At 68.4% G+C, this 17,017-nt stretch carries 16 protein-coding genes and 3 tRNA genes; 6 read left to right on the top strand and 13 right to left on the bottom strand.

Translation table 11 applies throughout. From position 1 onward, the window contains the following. From RMO30_RS08515 to RMO30_RS08495, 5 genes are all read right to left on the bottom strand, one after another. On the bottom strand, positions 1 to 638 hold a 638-nt coding region (locus RMO30_RS08515; protein WP_309711973.1), incomplete at its 3' end, for an SGNH/GDSL hydrolase family protein. A 9-nt stretch (positions 639 to 647) separates the two neighbouring features. Then, positions 648 to 1,496, bottom strand: coding sequence for a metal-dependent hydrolase (locus RMO30_RS08510; RefSeq protein ID WP_309711970.1), 849 nt, complete (start codon positions 1,494 to 1,496; stop codon positions 648 to 650). 15 nt (positions 1,497 to 1,511) lie between these two features. Continuing rightward, positions 1,512 to 1,588: transfer RNA gene (locus RMO30_RS08505), tRNA-Met, on the bottom strand. A 43-nt stretch (positions 1,589 to 1,631) separates the two neighbouring features. Further along, positions 1,632 to 1,703 (bottom strand) — tRNA-Thr (locus tag RMO30_RS08500). 71 nt (positions 1,704 to 1,774) lie between these two features. Beyond that, positions 1,775 to 2,722 carry an AraC family transcriptional regulator gene (locus RMO30_RS08495; protein ID WP_309711967.1) on the bottom strand — a complete coding sequence of 316 codons (948 nt, stop codon included), beginning with the start codon at positions 2,720 to 2,722 and terminating at the stop codon, positions 1,775 to 1,777. 82 nt (positions 2,723 to 2,804) lie between these two features. On the opposite strand from RMO30_RS08495, the gene RMO30_RS08490 reads away from it, so the two are divergent. Continuing rightward, complete coding sequence (locus tag RMO30_RS08490; protein WP_309711964.1) at positions 2,805 to 3,503, top strand: alpha/beta hydrolase; 699 nt, start codon at positions 2,805 to 2,807, stop codon at positions 3,501 to 3,503. Here RMO30_RS08490 and RMO30_RS08485 read toward each other — a convergent pair. Then, positions 3,500 to 5,353, bottom strand: a complete 1,854-nt coding sequence (locus RMO30_RS08485; protein WP_309711961.1) for a glycoside hydrolase family 13 protein — start codon at positions 5,351 to 5,353, stop codon at positions 3,500 to 3,502. The two genes, RMO30_RS08490 and RMO30_RS08485, sit on opposite strands and share 4 nt — an antisense overlap. Before the next feature lie 56 nt (positions 5,354 to 5,409). Here RMO30_RS08485 and RMO30_RS08480 point away from each other — a divergent pair, with 56 nt between their 5' ends. Further along, positions 5,410 to 7,035 carry an alpha-amylase family glycosyl hydrolase gene (locus tag RMO30_RS08480; protein WP_309711958.1) on the top strand — a complete coding sequence of 542 codons (1,626 nt, stop codon included), beginning with the start codon at positions 5,410 to 5,412 and terminating at the stop codon, positions 7,033 to 7,035. Between the two features lie 12 nt (positions 7,036 to 7,047). Here RMO30_RS08480 and RMO30_RS08475 read toward each other — a convergent pair whose 3' ends face one another. The 4 genes from RMO30_RS08475 to RMO30_RS08460 form a co-directional block, all read right to left on the bottom strand. Beyond that, positions 7,048 to 8,058, bottom strand: a complete 1,011-nt coding sequence (locus tag RMO30_RS08475) for a M23 family metallopeptidase (RefSeq protein WP_309711955.1) — start codon at positions 8,056 to 8,058, stop codon at positions 7,048 to 7,050. Between the two features lie 158 nt (positions 8,059 to 8,216). Continuing rightward, positions 8,217 to 9,023, bottom strand: a complete 807-nt coding sequence (locus tag RMO30_RS08470) for an inositol monophosphatase family protein (protein WP_309711952.1) — start codon at positions 9,021 to 9,023, stop codon at positions 8,217 to 8,219. A gap of 23 nt (positions 9,024 to 9,046) precedes the next feature. Then, positions 9,047 to 9,127: transfer RNA gene (locus RMO30_RS08465), tRNA-Tyr, on the bottom strand. Between the two features lie 100 nt (positions 9,128 to 9,227). Further along, positions 9,228 to 9,971 carry a lytic murein transglycosylase gene (locus RMO30_RS08460; protein WP_309711951.1) on the bottom strand — a complete coding sequence of 248 codons (744 nt, stop codon included), beginning with the start codon at positions 9,969 to 9,971 and terminating at the stop codon, positions 9,228 to 9,230. Positions 9,972 to 10,023: 52 nt separating this feature from the next. Here RMO30_RS08460 and RMO30_RS08455 point away from each other — a divergent pair, with 52 nt between their 5' ends. Both RMO30_RS08455 and cls read left to right on the top strand, forming a co-directional pair. After that, entirely contained in the window at positions 10,024 to 10,512 is a 489-nt protein-coding gene (locus RMO30_RS08455; RefSeq protein ID WP_309711947.1) for a YajQ family cyclic di-GMP-binding protein, read from the top strand. A gap of 94 nt (positions 10,513 to 10,606) precedes the next feature. Further along, positions 10,607 to 12,067 (top strand): cardiolipin synthase, encoded by a 1,461-nt coding sequence (cls, locus tag RMO30_RS08450; RefSeq protein ID WP_309711945.1) that lies wholly within the window; start codon positions 10,607 to 10,609, stop codon positions 12,065 to 12,067. On the opposite strand, the gene RMO30_RS08445 is transcribed toward cls, so the two are convergent. Further along, on the bottom strand, positions 12,068 to 12,622 hold the full coding sequence (locus tag RMO30_RS08445; protein ID WP_309711942.1) for a hypothetical protein: 555 nt from the start codon (positions 12,620 to 12,622) through the stop codon (positions 12,068 to 12,070). Between the two features lie 163 nt (positions 12,623 to 12,785). Between RMO30_RS08445 and RMO30_RS08440 the strand changes: the two genes are divergently transcribed. Together RMO30_RS08440 and RMO30_RS08435 are read left to right on the top strand one after the other, a co-directional pair. After that, positions 12,786 to 14,105, top strand: coding sequence for a DUF222 domain-containing protein (locus RMO30_RS08440; protein WP_309711939.1), 1,320 nt, complete (start codon positions 12,786 to 12,788; stop codon positions 14,103 to 14,105). An 86-nt stretch (positions 14,106 to 14,191) separates the two neighbouring features. Beyond that, positions 14,192 to 14,788 (top strand): hypothetical protein, encoded by a 597-nt coding sequence (locus RMO30_RS08435; protein WP_309711936.1) that lies wholly within the window; start codon positions 14,192 to 14,194, stop codon positions 14,786 to 14,788. 61 nt (positions 14,789 to 14,849) lie between these two features. Here the strand turns inward: RMO30_RS08435 and RMO30_RS08430 are convergent, their stop codons facing one another. Both RMO30_RS08430 and RMO30_RS08425 read right to left on the bottom strand, forming a co-directional pair. Next, entirely contained in the window at positions 14,850 to 16,202 is a 1,353-nt protein-coding gene (locus RMO30_RS08430) for an FAD-dependent oxidoreductase (protein WP_309711933.1), read from the bottom strand. 50 nt (positions 16,203 to 16,252) lie between these two features. After that, positions 16,253 to 17,017: polyprenyl synthetase family protein (locus RMO30_RS08425; protein ID WP_309711931.1), on the bottom strand; the 765-nt coding region annotated here is incomplete at its 5' end.

Genomic DNA, 17,017 nt, shown 5'->3' with positions numbered 1-17,017 from the left:
CCCAGGCGGGCGGGCTCGGCCAGCTCGGTGTGATTCCACCACGCCGCCGGCGGCCGCAGGTCGAGCGCCGTGAGCACCCGAGCCGCGACGCGGTGGTGCCCGCGTGAGTTGAGGTGGAGGCGGTCGGCAGCCCAGAAGGCGGGCGTGGCGAGGTCGCGATCCGGCCAGTTGAGGGCGCGGATGACGTCATCCCTCCCCTCCAGCCGGGCGGCGACAATGCGCGTCAGCTGATCGCCGCGACGCTGCACGAGCGCGCCGAGCGGCAACTGGCGTGACGGGTTGCCGCCGCTCAACAGGATGAACGTGACGCCCTCCTCGTCGCAGCGTTTCAGCACCTGCCCGAAGGCATCCGCGATGCGGGCGAGCGGCGTGCGGGGCCGCAGCATGTCGTTACCCCCGCCGTTGAACGACAGGTGGGTTGGCTTCAGGGCGAGCGCGGGCTCGAGCTGCTCGTGGATGATCGGCCACGCGAGTTTGCCGCGGATCGCGAGGTTGGCGTACTCGATCGAGCTGCTCGTGGCATCCGCCCAGCCCTGCGCAACGAGGTCGGCCCAGCCGCGCACGACGCCCGGCGCCGGTTCGTCGCCGACGCCCTCGGTGAAGGAGTCGCCGATCGCGACGTACCGCACAGAGCCCACCCGACGACCCTAAGCCTGTGCGGTTGTGGTCATCGTGAAGGCGATGCCGCCCTCGACGTCTTCGCGTGCGAGCGCGACCCGCACGGCGGCGAGCTCGCCAATCGACGTGAGATGGGTTCCGCCGCACGGGATGACGGCCTCTCCGCCGGGCAACTCGCACACCCAGCGGCGGCGGTCACCGAGGCCGTCACCGTCGCGGTCGATGCGGATGCCGGCGCGCGTCGCGACCCACTCGGCGAGTCGGGCGTTCGTGGCGTCCGCTAGCGCGTCGAGGTTGTCGAGCGCCGTGGTGTCGAACCCTTTGCGGCGCAGCGACTTGCCGACGCGGTAGACGTCGGTCGAGCCGTGTTCGTGGATGCGCGACGACGCGCAGGCGAGAGCGTCGAATCCGGGAGCGCCGAGAGTGTCGAGCGGGACCTCTTTGGTCCATGCACCGTCGAGCGCGGCGTCGAGCGCGAGCGACGCGAGGTGGCAGGCGGTGTGCCCCGCAGAGAGCGCCTGCCGGTAACCCTCGTCGACGGTCACCTCGACCTCGTCACCTACCGCGACGGGCGTGTCGGCTGCCAGAACGTGCACGACGACGAACGACCACCCCTCGGTGCCGGTGCGCACCGGGATGTCGCTGCCGATCCGGATCTCGCCCCCATCGGTCGCCCCCACGATCGCGTCGAGCACGCGATGCCCGGCGAGCGTGCCGCGATCGGCGGGCTGGTCGGGCCAGCCCGCATCGACGGCATGAAATGCGGTGCGGTCGAGTACGACCCCGAGCCCGTCGGCGAGCGGAAGCGTCGCGAGCACCACGCCGCGCGACGAGGTCGCCCCGGCGGGGTAGTCGACGATCGTGTCGGAAGAGATCATCCGGAGTTCTTTCGTTGGTAGCTGAGGCGGGGCACGATCCCGCGACCTCACGATTATGAGTCGTGCGCTCTAACCAACTGAGCTACTCAGCCAAGGGCAGTTTCCCCCGCCGCGTGGGCACCGACGGAAACGCCGAGCCCCGAGTCAGGATTGAACTGACGACCCCTTCCTTACCATGGAAGTGCTCTACCACTGAGCTATCGGGGCACGCCTCGAACGAGCCGAGGCACCAGGAGACTTTAGCATCCGGCCGCCCGGCGTTCGACCGGAAGTGGCCCCTACCGACTGGGGCGCAGTTCGCCCGGCGTCATCCCGAATCGCGCGCGGAAGGCGCGGTGGAAGTGGGTCGAATCGCGGAACCCGCAGGCCGCCGCGATCGTCGCGACGCTGCGCATCCGCCAGGCTGGCGACGCGAGCCGCTCGTGTGCGAGGTCGAGTCGCTCAGCGAGCAACCAGGTCGCGAAGGTTTCACCGGCGGCGCTGAACACCGACTGCACGGTGCGGGCGCTGACGCCGAACGCGAGGCCCACGTCGTCGGCCCTGAGGTCGGGGTCGGCGAGTCGGGCCCGCGCGACCGCTTTGAGATCGTCGAGGCGGCGTCCGGCCTCGACGGTGGAGCCGGCGAGCACCCCGAGCAGAGCGCGTACTGGAGCGGCCATCGCCGCCGCGACCTCGGGGCGACCGGCCTCGATCTCGGCGCACATCAGCCGGGCCTGGGTCGCCAGGGCCCGCCCGGTGGTGGTGCGGGCGAGCTGTTCGTTGATGCGCAGCACGTCACGACGGGTCGGTTCGAATCCATCACGCTTCTCGATGCGCAGCGAGAACAGCCGGAAGCGGGCTCGGTCGGCGAAGTCGACGACGAACGGTGACTCGCTGTCGAGCAGGATCGGCATGCCCCGACCGAGCTGCCAGGTGCGATCGACGTGGCTCACCGCGTGAGCACCCGAGGTGCTGAGGTTCAGGTAGACGGCTTCATCGGGGCGCTGCCTCACGAGCGCCGACCCGCGGCGACCCACGTGCCCCGGCGCCCACATGTGCGCGAGCACGTCGCCATCGACGCGATAGGAGTCGAACTCCGCGTCGAAGACTCCCGTGCCCGACCATTCGGTGCGGATACCGAGGTACACGTCGCTCAGGGCATCCCGAAAGTAGTCGAATCGCTCCGCTTCGGGCACGTCGGTGGTGCGCGCGTGCACCGCGCCGCTTGCCGCTTCGCTCATCGTCATCGATCTTCGCCTCCGGCCAGGGATCGGGATCCCCAACGCTTCCTATCCTGCCCACGAAGCATCACCCGCTCAAGGAGGAGCCATGTCGAATACCCCCACCATCCTGCTCGTCCACGGCGCCTGGCATGGCGCCTGGTGCTGGGATGCCGTCCGCGCGCTGCTCGAGGCGAAGGGCCGCACGGTCGTCGCGATCGACCTGCCGACCGTGCATGCGCCGAACAAGGCCCAGCTCGATCTCGCCGACGACGCGAAAGCAGTTCGGGATGCCGTGGACGCGATCGACGGCCCGGTCGTGGTCGTCGCGCACTCTTACGGCGGCGTGCCCACCACCCAGGGACTCGCCGGTGCCGCGAACGTCGCGCACGTCGTCTACATCGCGGCCTTCGCCCTCGACGCGGGCGAGTCGCTGCTCGGTGCCGTCGGCGGCGTACCTCCGACCTGGTGGATGATCGACGGTGCACTCACGACCGCCGGCAACCCGGCCGAACCGGCGGAGAGCCTGTTCTTCAACGACCTGCCAGCCGATGTGGCGGCGGCGAACGTGGCCAAGCTGCTCTCTCAAGCCACGAAGCCGTTCAGCGACGTCGTGACCGAAGTCGCCTGGAAGGCGATCCCGTCGACCTACGTCATCACCGAACGCGACGCGATCTTCCCGCTGTTCGCGCAGGAGGCACTATCGGGCCGCGCTGGTTCGACGGTGCACCGGTTCGACACCGGCCACTCGCCGTTCCTGTCTCAGCCGGAGGCGACCGCCGCCATCATCGATGCGGCAGGGCGCTAACCCACATCCCACTCGGGGGCGTCGGCGGAGCCGAGCGACCACACGCCGAACGCGGCGCCCCCGGTGGTGACGACGCCGCCGGCGACCGAGATCTCACCCTCGGCGACGACCAGCTCTGCAGCGCCGAGACCCAGCTCGGCGCTAGCCGCCGACCGCGCCGCGACGATGACCAGCACTTCGTCGACCGACTCTCGGGCGAACGCGATCAGTTCCGCCGAGGCGTGCAGCCAGCGCAGCCCCCCGTCGGCGAGCGCCGGGTGCTCGGCCCGCAACCCGGCAAGGCGCCGGTAGAGCGCGATGCGATCGGAAGCGGCATCCAGCTCGTCCCACGGGAGGGGCGTGCGGGAGTCTTCCCCGTCGATACCGGTGAGGCCGAACTCGTCGCCCGCCCACACCGCCGGGATGCCGGGCATCGTCATCGCGAGGCCGACTGCGACCGGCACGGTTCCGGGTCGGGCGTCGTTCACGAAGCGCGGGATGTCGTGGGTGTCGAGGGCGTTCATCGTGCGGGTGCGAACGCGCCACGGGAAGGCGGCGGCGAACTCGCGGTGAGAGGCGACGGCTTCCGCTCCGTTCCAGTCCTGCGTCTCGCCGACGATCATGTACAGCCCGCCGCCGGCGCCGCTGCCGGGGGTGCGCAGCCAGTTCCAGACCGGCCGGGTGAAGTTCGCATACGTCATCGCGCCGTGCCAGGCGTCGCCCGGGAAGTCGGCGGCGGCATCCCCGGTGAACTCGCCGAGTAGCAAGGTATCGGGGTTCACTTCGGTCATCGTGCGGCGGATGATGCGGCGCACCTCGGTGTTGAGATCCTGGTCGCGGTAGCGCCCCGTCATGTTGGCGACGTCGATGCGCCAGCCGTCGAAGGCGAACGGCGGGCGGAGGTAGCGAGCGACAACCGAGTCGGGTCCCTCGATGAACCGACGGCGCAGCTCGGCGGAGGCCCAGTTGAACTTCGGCAGGCTCCGCACCCCGAGCCATGACACGTATGAGGTTTGGGCGTCGTCGAGCCACAGGAAAAACTCGCTCTCGGGAGCGCCCGGGTTGCCGTACGCCGCGCGGAACCACTCATGCGCATCCCCGCAGTGGTTGGTGGTGAGGTCGCCGATCACCTGCAAGCCGCGGGAGTGAGCTGCTTCGACGAGCGACACGAGGGCCTCGTCGCCGCCGAGCAGAGGATCGACGTGGTCGAACGAGAGCGCGTCGTAGCGGTGATTCGACCGGGCGGGGAACACCGGCGTCAGGTACAGCAGCGTCGCGCCGAGACCCTGGATGTGGTCGAGCCGCTCCTCGACCCCGGCGAGGTCGCCGCCGTAGAACTGCGCTGCGGTGTGCTGGCGGTCGCCGTCGACCGGGTCGCCCCACTCTGCGGGCTCGGCCCACGCAGGTGCCTCGCGGGCATCAGCCGCCGCGGAGCGCGCGAACCGGTCGGGGAACACCTGGTAGAGCACCGCGGGCGCCGACCAGGCGGGCGGCGGGTTACCCGCGACGAGACGGAAGTCGTCGACATCCCGGGGGTCTTGGCGGTGGAGCCCGCTCGCGTTCAGCCAGCGCACCGAACCGCCGTCGAGGTCGATGCGGAACCGGTACGGATGCACGGGGTTCTCGACCGTGAGCGACGCCTCCCACCAGTCGACGCCGGACATCGACGCGATGCGGGTCGCCTCGGCGTACGAGGCTTCACCGTCGGGTCGCACCCTCGCGCGAACCCCGACCACGTCCCACGACTCGGGGATGCGCACCCGCACCTGCACGACGTCGCCGAGCGCGGGGTCAAGATTCGACACGTAAAGAGCCGAGCCGTCGTGGTGCGGCTCGGCGGCGAACGTCGGGGCCGTCGTCTCGATCGTCACGCGTGCACGCTACCCCGGCGATGTTTCGACGACGTGACCGGCCTTAGGGTCGAGGGATGAGCGAACACTGGTGGCGTACGGCAATCATCTACCAGGTGTACCCGCGATCGTTCGCCGATTCCAACGGCGACGGCGTCGGCGACCTGCCGGGAATCACGTCCCGGCTTGACGCACTCGTCGAACTGGGCATCGATGCGATCTGGCTCTCGCCGTTCATGACGTCGCCGCAGCGCGACGCCGGCTACGACGTTGCGGACTACTGTGATGTCGACCCGCTGTTCGGCACGCTCGCCGACTTCGACGCGCTCCTTGCCGCGGCGCACGAGCGCGGCATCCGCCTCGTCGTCGACCTCGTGCCCAACCACTCCTCGAACGAGCACCCGTGGTTCCGCGAGGCTCTCGCCGCCGGACCGGGATCGCCCGAACGTGACCGGTACGTGTTCCGTGCCGGCGTCGGAAAGGGCGGCACCCTGCCGCCGAACAACTGGCAGTCGGTGTTCGGCGGGCCCGCGTGGACCCGCATCACCGAAGCCGACGGCACCCCCGGCCCGTGGTACCTGCACATCTTCGACTCCAGCCAGCCCGACTTCGACTGGTCGAATCCGTGGGTGCACGACCGGTTCCGCGAGGTGCTGCGATTCTGGCTCGACCGCGGCGTCGACGGCTTCCGGGTGGATGTCGCGCACGGGTTGGTGAAAGCCGACGGGCTGCCCGACTACGAGCCCCCGGCCGGAGGCAGCATGGGCGGTGACGCGGAACTCGCGCCCTACTGGGGTCAGGACGGAGTACACGAGGTGTACCGCGAGTGGCGACGGGTGCTTGAGGAGTATGACGGCGAGCGCGTGCTCATCGGCGAGGCGTGGGTGCTCCCGCTGCGGCGCATGGCGCAATGGGTGCGGCCCGACGAGATGCACCAGACCTTCAACTTCGGCTACCTCGAGGCGCCGTGGGATGCCGTCGCCCTCCGCGCGGTCGTCGACGAGTCGCTTGCCGCGTTCGGCGGGGTCGGGGCACCGAGCACCTGGGTGCTCTCCAACCACGACGTCATCCGGCATCCCACGCGTCTGACGCTCACCCCCCCGCCGCCGCAAGGCGAAGGCATCGGGCCGCGCTCCCCGCGCGTCGACGAGGCCTCGGGGCTGCGTCGCGGTCGCGCGGCGACGGCGTTCATGCTCGCCCTTCCGGGTTCTTCGTACCTCTACCAGGGTGAGGAACTCGGGCTTCCCGAAGTCGTCGACCTGCCCGACACCGCGCGACAGGACCCGACCTTCATCCGCACCGAAGGCCGCCACTACGGGCGCGACGGCTGCCGCGTGCCGATCCCGTGGGAAGCGGATGCCCCCGCCGCCGGGTTCAGCCCGACCGGATCCTCCTGGTTGCCGCAGCCCGCCGGCTGGGGCTCACACGCCCGCGACACGCAGCGCGGCATCCCCGACTCGACGCTCGAGTTCTACCGCACCGCACTCGCGGCGCGACGAGAGCACGGGCTCGGCGCGGGCGAAATCGAATGGCTGGATGCCGGCCCCGACGTGATTGCTCTCCGCAACGGCGGCCTCACCATCGTCTCGAACACCGGCACCACCCCTGTCCCCCTGCCCGTTGGCGATGTCGTCGTCGCGAGCGGCCCCGTCAGCGACGGCGAACTGCCGGGCGACACGACCGTCTGGCTACGCGCGGACTGACGCCCGAGCGGGTCAGCTCGCGTAGGTCTTGAGGTAGGTGTACGGGTCGACGTACTGCATGCGCTCGCCGATCGAGATCGTGAAATGCAGGTGCGCGCCCGTCGACTGGCCGGTCGCACCGACGAGACCCACGAAGTCGCCGACCTTGATTTCCTGGCCGACCACGAGCGGAGTCGAACCGCCCACCATGTGCGCGTATCCGCTGAAGACGGTCTGGCCGTCGATCTGGTGCTGGATGACGGCGTAGGTTCCCCAGCTCGAGCCACCGCCCGACGCCTCGACGACGACGCCGTCGGCGATCGCGAAAATCGCAGCGCCGTAGCCGGGGTTGAAGTCGATGCCGGAGTGAGCGGTCGAACAGCCGCGGCAGGGGGCGGCACGATCGCCGAACCCGCTCGAGATCGGCACGGCGTACGGGAAGGGCCAGCGAATCGGACCGGTGCCGACGGTGTAGTCGAAGCTGCGGTTGCCGTAACGCAGGCGCAGCATCTCGGCCCACGAGGTGACGCTCCAGGCGTCGCGTTCGGCGAACGACACGAGCGTGGGGTCGACCTCGACCGTCTGTGCCTCCATGGCGAGCGAGTCAGCGAGCACGGCGTCGTCGGAGCTGGTGTCGAATGCGTTGGCCGGCACCGTCATGCCAAAGGCGAGCGCCCCGGCGAAGAGCATCGCCCCAAAGGAGAGGAGGCGCTTGCCGAGCGACTTCTTCTTCGCCCCGGCGACCCGCACGGCGTCGCGACGAGTGGTGTTCTTGGCGGTGCGGCGCGGCATCGAGCGTGGCTTCGATGAGGGCTTCGACGACGGGGCTCCGCGACGTGACTCGATCGGAGTGGCGACCTCGACGGAGCGTTCACGTTCCCGCAACTCACGCCGGGTCAACGGAGCCGACACGAGCTCCCGCGATGGCGAGAGCGTCGGCGCCGGTTCGGCGGGCGCGGAAAACGGTTCGAGTCGCGCAGGGGTGCCGAAACCGAGGAGGTCGAGAACCAACGGGTCGTTCTCGCGTTCCTCGGGAACGGTCATACGGCAGGACTCCTGGAGTGCGGTCGGCAACCAACGCGACCGAGCTTTCGGGATGGCGGCGTGGGGTATACGCCGGACGAACTCCCCCAGGGTAACGAATCGGCAACGGTCTGGCCACTCGCTCTGCCGATTCTCAGGAATGCGTCACACGGGTGTAATCAGAACGCGTCGAAGGCGCCCAGCTCATCGAGGAGCGTCTCGAGGCGCTCGGCCACGGAGGGTTCCGCCACGAGGATGAGGTCGCGACTCGGCGCCGCGCCACGCATCCCGGTGACCCGCGCACCGGCTTCGCGGGCGATGAGGGCGCCGGCCGCGTGGTCCCACGGGCTCAGGGTGCGCTCGAAGTACGCGTCGTAACGCCCGTCGGCGACGAAGCACAGATCGAGGGATGCCGTGCCCTGCCGCCGGATGTCCCGCACCTGGGAGAGGAGACGGGCGACGACATCCCCTTGGAATGCCCTTGTCTCGGCCTTGTAGGCGAACCCGGTGGCGATGAGGGCGAGATTCAGCGGCGTGGGCTCACCGACGTGGATGCGGCGGTCACCGCAGAAGGCGCCCCCATCGGCTTCGGCGGTGAAGATCTCCCCGGTCGCCGGGTTGAGCACGACGCCGGCGAGCGCCCGCCAGGTGAGCGGATCGGGTTCACCCTCGACAAGCGCGATGCTGACCGCGTAGTGCGGGATGCCGTAGAGGTAGTTGACGGTGCCGTCGATCGGATCGACGACCCAGGTGAGTCCGCTCGACCCGGCGACCGACGCGCCCTCCTCGCCGAGCACCCCGTCGGCGGGGCGGGCATCCTGCAGTCGCCCGAGCACGAGTCGCTCGACCTCACGGTCGGCTTCGGTGACGACATCCACGACCGACGACTTCGTCGCGGCGACCTCGACGCCTTCGCGGCGGCGGCGTGCGGCCAGCTCCCCCGCTTCGAGAGCGATCGTACGGGCAAGGTCAAGCAGTTCGGACATCAGAGCCGATCAGGTGAAGTGGGTGGCGAGTGAGGGATTCGAACCCCCGAATCTTACGAGTCTGATTTACAGTCAGATCCCTTTGGCCGCTTGGGTAACTCGCCGTTGCGCCGAAGCGCTCGACAAGGATACCCGCTCCGCACGGGCCGCCGTCACCGCGTGCGACGAGGGTTTCGATACGCGTCCGGCTTCGCCGGGCGCTACTCAACCCGCGGAGGTTGCCTCCGCGTAGCGCACGGCATAACGAGCGACGGTGTCGCGGTAGGACTGCGGGGAGTTGAATCCCGACACCGCGGCGATCCAGCCCTGCTCGGTGTCGATGCCGATGCTCACCCGACAGAGGTAGTTGGCGGTCGCCATCGCGGCGTCGTCGATGTTGTGCGGATCCTCGACCCCGTCGCCGCTGGCGTCGGTGTGCCAGTTGCGCCAGGTCTGCGGGATCAGCTGGAACGGCCCCACCGCGCGGTCGAACTCGCTGTCACCGTCGAGGGCGCCTCCGTCGGAGTCGGGGATGTGCTCAATCCCTTCGCCGCCCGCGAGGGGTACCCCGTAGATCGGCGGAGACACGGTGCCGTCGGAGCCGACTTCCGATCCGCCGTGTCGCCCGTGGTCGCTCTCGGTGGCGCCGATGCCCGCGATCGTGTTCCAGGAGAGGCCGCACTCGGGCATCGACGCGGCCTTCGCGAGGGCCGCTCCGACGTAGGCTCCGAGCGCCCGCTCCGGGATGCCGGTCGCAGCGCTCGTCGACGCAAGCCAGTCGGCATCCACCAGGCCGGCGTTTCCCACCGCGGGGGTTGCCGCGGCGACGGGCGCGGCGGCGGGCGGTGCCCACGTCGGCGCCGGCTCTTCGATCACCGGGCTGAGCCCCGGCATCCCGGGCTCGCGTGGGGCGAGGAAAACCAGAACCGCCGCAACGACGAGGGCGAGTGCCACGACCACGGCGGCCACGATGAGAATCGTTCGGGGAGCCGCGCGCATCGACACGTTCTACCATGGCGGCATGGCAGATTCCTCGTTCGACATCGTCAGCAAGGTCGACAGCATGGAGGTGCAGAACGCCCTCGGCATGGCGCAGAAAGAGATTCAGCAGCGCTACGACTTCAAAGGCGTCGACGCGTCGCTCGAAATTTCGGGCGAGAAGATCCTCATGAAGGCCAACGCCGAAGAGCGTGTCAAAGCGGTGCTCGAAGTCTTCGAACAGAAGCTCATCAAGAGGGGCATCTCGCTGCGGTCACTGGATGCCGGCAAACCGTTCCCCAGCGGCAAGGAGTACCGCATCGAAGCCGCCATCAAGCAGGGCATCTCGAGCGAAGACGCGAAGAAGATCGCGAAGATCATCCGCGACGAAGCCCCGAAGACGATCAAGAGTCAGATCCAGGGTGACGAGCTGCGCGTGCAGTCGAAGAGTCGCGACGACCTTCAGGCGACCATCGCGCTGCTCAAGGGAAAAGACCTCGACATCGCCCTGCAGTTCCTCAACTTCCGGTGAGATATCCCATTTGGGATAACTCACGTCTTCGAGTGACCCATTTGGGATAACGGTGACCGTCCCCGCGGCAACTCGCCGCTGACAGACTGTGCGCATGGACTCCGGGACGTTTCTCGCCGTCGTCGTCATCATCGCCGTGGCGGTCGACGTCACGGCCCGCATCCTGGCCCTCATCTTCGTACCGAAGAACCGCCGCCCACAGACGGCGCTCGCCTGGTTGTTGGCGATCTGGTTCCTGCCCTACGTCGGCATCATCCTGTTCCTGATCCTCGGTCGCGCCCGCCTGCCGCGCGCCCGGCGCCGCAAGCAGCGTGAGATCAACGAGTACATTCTCGACACCACCGAAGGTTTCGATCTGGTGAAGCGCGACCCGCCGTGGCCGCCGTGGCTCGAGCCGATCGTCGAACTGAACCGCACCCTCGGATCGATGCCGCTCGTCGGCGGCAACAGTGCCGAGATGTGGAATAACAACACCGAGTCGCTCGCGCAGATGACCGCCGCGATTCGGGCCGCCAAGAAGACCGTGCACTGCGAGTTCTACATCCTCCTCCTCGATGACGCGACCGCCGACTTCTTCGACGCCCTCGAAGAGGCGCACGGCCGCGGCGTGATCGTCCGCGTGCTGCTCGACCACCTCGGCAACGCGCAATACCCGGGCTATCGCCGCACGGTGAAGCGGCTCAACAAGATGGGCATCCAATGGAGGCGGATGCTGCCGTTCCGCCCGTCGCGCGCCCAGTTCCAGCGCCCCGACCTGCGCAACCACCGCAAGCTGCTCGTCATCGACGGCGCGGTCGCCTTCACCGGCTCGCAGAACGTCATCGAACCCGGCTACCAGCGTCGCCGCAACCATCGACGAGGGTTGCGCTGGAAGGACTACATGGCGCGCTTCGAGGGTCCGGTGGTCGCCGGCATCGACGCGCTGTTCGTCACCGACTGGTACTCCGAGACCGGGGAGCTGCTCGAACGCGAAGCGGCCCCCGCACGCACCACCGGCGCGGGCGACCTCGACTGCCAGGTCGTTCCGTCGGGTCCCGGATTCGACGGCGAGAACAACCTCCGGCTGTTCAACTCGCTCGTCTACGCCGCGCAGAAACGTGTCGTGCTCACCTCGCCCTACTTCGTGCCCGACGACTCGATGCTCTACGCGATCACCACCGCCGCGCAGTCGGGTCTTGACGTAGAACTGTTCGTCTCAGAGATCGGCGACCAGTTCCTCGTCTTCCACGCGCAGCGGTCCTACTACGAAGCGCTGTTGCGCGCCGGGGTGAAGATCTGGCTCTACGCCGGACCGACCATCTTGCACGCCAAGCATCTGACGATCGACGACCAGATCTCGGTCATCGGCTCCAGCAACATGGACATGCGCTCGTTCAGCCTCGACCTCGAAATCTCGGTGATGGTGCGCGGCGAAGAGTTCTTGCGCGAGCTGCGGGCGATTGAGGATGCCAACCGCGCCATGTCCCGGGAGCTCACCCTCGAGGAGTGGTTGGCCCGCCCCGTGCGCGTGCGCGTTCTCGACAACCTCGCGCGGCTGACCGCTGCGGTGCAGTAGCTACCCCAGCGCGGCGACCGCGTCAGTCGCGAAGGGCGTGAGGGATGCGACATCCGCTGAGGGTGCCGCGCCGACCTGCACGTAGTAGTCGCCGGTGAGCACGCGCAACTCGGAGGAGGAGTCGCCGTTCACCTCGTTCGAGATGGCGGTGTAGAACGCGACATCCCCGACGCCGTCGACGGCGAGGAGGCCGTCGCGTTCCCAGCGCCGTTCCTTGCGTTCGGCCTCGTTGCCCTGAATGAGTTGCACGCCCACGTGATAGACCGTTCCGGCGGCAGGGTCGGCGAAGAAGCACACCGTGCCACCCGCCTGCTGGATGCCCTCCAGGTCGGAGTCGTCCTCGTACTGCGGGTCGACGATCACCTGAGCAAATCCGCGGTCGGCGGCACTCGGCACGAGCAGCGCACAGTCGGTCGGCACGGCCATCAAGTCGTCTGCCGACGTCGACGGGTCGGTGTCGAGACGGTCGGGGCGGAAGGTGGTGCTGCAGCCGGCAAGGAGCACCGTTGCAGCGAGCGGGAGCGCGAGAAGCGGCAGGATGCGGCGAGAGGTCATGCTCCGATTGTGGCCGCTCGCGGGTGGTCGCCGCGTACAGCGGGGGGATGCGGCGCCTACTCCCGTCGGCGTACGTGGAAAGTCGTTGCGTAGCGTACTGGTCTTCGATAGAATGGTCGCGAACGCCACACTTGCTTCGTATCTTTCTCTGACTGGATGAATCGTGCCTTCCGCCGCAACCGTGATCGAGCTCCCCGAGCTCTCCGGTCTAGCGCGCGCCTCCGACGCCGAGCTGGAGCGACTGCTCGGCGTGGTCGCGACGGCGAAGCGGCGAGTTGATGCGTGCACCGCCCTGCTCGCGGGTGAAGTGGAGCGACGGTCGGATCGTGAGCTCGGGTACTCGGGGTTGGCGCAGCGCACCGGGGATCGCACCGCAGACGGGTTTGTCGCCCGCGTCACTGGAGCGTCGGGGGTCGAGGCGCGGCAGCTCGTCACCGTCGGCAAGCTGTTGGATGCTCCCCCACCGTGGCTGTCGGGGGTCGCGGCGGGTGTCGATAGCGGTGAGGTTTCGATCGGTGCCGCGGCGGCGATCAGCACCGGGCTCGGCGCACCGTCGGCCTCGGTGGCGGCCGACGACCTGCTCGACGCCGCCGACCGACTCCTGGTCGAGACTGCCGGCCTGCCGCCCGAGAAGGTTGCCCGCCGGGCGCGGGAAGTGCGGGACGAGTTGGACGCCGCCGGGGTTGCCGATCGGGAGGCGTTGTTGCGGGAGAAGCGGTTCCTGCGCCTCACCCCGCAGCCGGATGGGATGACGCGCATCTTCGGTCTCCTCGACCCTGTACAGGCGGCCCTGGTCACCGACGCGATCGACTGCGTCACCGCACCGCGCCGCGGCGGGCCCCGGTTCGTCGACCCCACCGAACTCGCCCGCGTCGACGCGCTCGAGAAAGACCCCCGCGCAACCGAACAGATCGCCGTCGACGCGCTCGTCGAGATGATCCGCATCGCCGGCGCCGCCGATCAGGGCCGCGTGTTCGGGGTCAGGAAACCCGCCGTACGAGTACATGTCGACTCGCGCGACCTCGCTTCGGGTGAAGGTGCCGCCACTCTCGAAGGGCAAACCGCCGCCATCTCCATCGCCACCGCCGAAGGGCTCGCCTGCGCGGGCGGAAGTCAAACCATCGTCTTCCACTCCGACGGCACCATCGACGTCGGCCGCACCCAGCGACTCTTCACCGAACGCCAGCGCGTCGCCCTCGCCGCAATCTGGGGCGGCTGCGCCGTCGAAACCTGCGACCGACCACCCTCCTGGACCGAAGCCCACCACGCCACCCACTGGTCACACGGCGGCCGCACCGACATCCAAGACGGGGTGTTGCTGTGCCGACACCACCACATGCTGCTCCACAACAACCACTGGCACATCAACCGACCACCGGGCCGAAGTCACCACGGGTGGAGCATGACCTCCCCCGACGGGCGAACCCTCCGACTCGTCAGCAAGAACCCCATCCGACAACGGCAGCTCGCCCGAACGCACTGAACCGCGGCGTGGGGGAGAGCTCTGCCCCGGACTGGAAGACGGTAGTTCGCCCAGTCAGTCGCGGGCCACGCCCATAGGATTCGCGAATGGATCTCTGGGCATATCTGTTTAGCCTGCTTCCCGGAATCATCCCCACCCTGCTGGGTGCGCTTGTTGGGTGGCTCCTCGCGCAGCTCTCAAAGCCGGGCGAAGCCAAGCGAGCACAACGCGAGCGCGTCGCTGCCGCAGTTGAGGCCAGACGTCGCGAGCTAGTAGAGAAAGCCTACGAAATGGGCCACTCGTTCCTCCTTGGCCGCGACAGCGGGCGCGCCTGGCACGCCCACAACATCGCTGTTGGAATCCGCCAACCGGCGCTCTTCACCGGCGAAAGCGGTGACGGCCCCGTTGGACAGGCGATGTACAACTTCCTCTTAAGCCTCGAGTCCAAGGTGCACGGCTACACGCTCGACTCCCGGCAGGGGCTTGAGCGCCTTGTGCAGTTTCCGCCAGACGAGCAGAGTGCGCTCTGGGAGCCGTACCTCGACCAGTTCACCGATCTCGGCTTGCAGTGGATCAATGAACGAAAGTCCGGCGCTTGGTTTGCCGGGAAGGTCGAGGTCCTCGCGAGCCGCGTGCTGACCGATCGGCCAGAGCTGACTGGGCAGGCTGACGGTCGCACGCTCGATCCGTGGGGGCTCGGCTAGGAGAATTGGCCTACGAGTGGCAGTTCGAGCAGATGGCTGGCTGGCGGTGGGCACCCACGGGTCAGGCGCGGGAGATCTGCACCATCTCGTCGCGCGGCACGACCTTGACGCGTGCACGACCCTCAGGCTCGCCTAGGGCGATCTCGTGGGTGTCCAGTTTGTGCCAGCCGCCCAAGTCGGTGTACTCGATGCCACGCGACTCCAACAGTTCGATGACCGAGGCCTCCGACGGCGAAGACGGGCTCCACCACGACGACTGATCGTTGACCACGTGCGAGATCGTCTCCATCGCATCCGACTTGGTGTGGCCGATGAGACCGACCGGCCCGCGCTTGATCCAGCCGGTGGCGTACACGCCGGGCAGAATCTCGTTGTCCGTCGCCAGCACCTGGCCTTCGCGGTTCGGAATCACCCCGCGCCGTTCGTCGAACGGAATCCCGTCGAGAGCCGACCCGAAATAACCGACAGCCCGATAGAACTGGCCGATCGCTACCTCGCGAATCTCACCCGTTCCTCGCACACCGCCCGCGCCATCCGGCTCGGTTCGCTCGTACCGGAACGACGCCACCCGCCCATCGGGGCCAGCCACAACGTCGAGCGGCTTCGCGTAGAAGTGCAGGTGCAGGCGCCGCGACGCCGACCCGGTCTCTTCTTCGCGCCACTTCGTGAACACCTTGTCGATGACGAAGATCTGCTTGTTCGATTCGATCGCAGCTCGCGCGGCATCGTCGTAGTGGAAGTCCTCCTCGTGCACGATCATGTCGACATCCCGCAGCTCACCCAGTTCGCGCAACTCGAGCGGGCTGAACTTCACCTGCGTCGGGCCTCGGCGTCCGAAGACGTGCACATCGGTCACCGGCGACGCCTTCAGCACGTCGTACACATTCGCCGGCACCTCGGTCGGCAACAGGTCGTCGGCGTGCTTCGCCAGCATCCGCGCCACATCGAGCGCGACGTTGCCGTTGCCGACCACCGCAACGCTCGACGCATCGAGCGGCCAATCGCGCGGCACATCCGGGTGCCCGTCGTACCAGGACACGAACTCGGCGGCGCCATGCGAGCCCGGCAAGTCGATCCCCGGGATGCTGAGGTCGGCATCCCGAATCGCACCAGTCGAGAAGATGACGGCGTTGTAGTGCTTCTTCAGATCGTCGAGGGTGATGTCGCGACCGTACGTGACGTTGCCAAAGATGCGGATGTCGCCACGATCGAGTACGTCACGCAGCGCCGTGATGATGCCCTTGATGCGCGGGTGGTCGGGGGCGACGCCGTAACGGACCAGCCCGTAGGGCGCCGGGAGCTGCTCGAACAGGTCGATAGAGACGTCGAACGGCCGGTCATGCTTGAGCAGGATGTCGGCGGCGTAGATGCCGGCGGGTCCGGCGCCGACGATGGCCAGGCGGAGCTTGGTCAACCGGGTTCCTCACTCTTGGTGCTGAAGTATTGAGAGACGGGAGGGCGGGGTCAGCCCGAACGCTCGACGATCGCCTTCGCGAAGCGCGTCAGCGCCTTCTTGACGGGGCCGTCGGGGAGGGGCTCGAGAGCCTCCACCGCCCGGTCGGACCAGCGATTCGCCTCCGCGAGTGTATCGGCAGTCACCTGGTGGCGGCGAAGTTCGGCGACGGCGACGGCGAAGTCCGGGTGGATGGCGTCGTCAGTCGACCCGACGATGTCGCGCTCGAGCCGTTCGAGCAGCGCCGCCGCCTCCGGCTCAGCCGCGGCACGCTGACGCAAGTAGAGCAGCGGAAGGGTCGGCACCCCGGCCCGCAAATCGGTGCCGGCCGTCTTGCCGGTCTGCTCCACCGCGCTCGACAGGTCGATGACGTCGTCGATGAGTTGGAACGCGACTCCGATGCGTTCGCCGAAGAGGTCAACGGGTTCGCGGTACTCCTTGGGGGCATCCGAGAAGATCACGCCGACCACCCCGGCGAGTGCGATGAGCGACCCCGTCTTGTCGGCGAGCACCTGCAGGTAGTGCTCGATCGGGTCTTCACCCGCCTGCGGTCCGATCGTCTCGTGCAACTGGCCGAGGCATAGCCGCTCGAAAGTGGAAGCCTGGATGCTGAGCGCCCGATCCCCGAGCGACGCGATGAGTTTCGACGCCCGCGCGAACAGCAGATCACCGGTGAGGATCGCCACCGAGTTGCCCCACACCGTCTGCGCGCTCGGGACTCCACGGCGCATCCCCGCCTCGTCCATGACGTCGTCGTGGTACAGCGACGCGAGGTG

Source organism: Pseudolysinimonas sp. (genome assembly GCF_031389465.1).
Classification (GTDB): domain Bacteria; phylum Actinomycetota; class Actinomycetes; order Actinomycetales; family Microbacteriaceae; genus Pseudolysinimonas_A.
The sequence above is the reverse complement of the archived record's forward strand: the minus strand, read 5'-3'. Positions and strand labels throughout refer to the sequence as shown.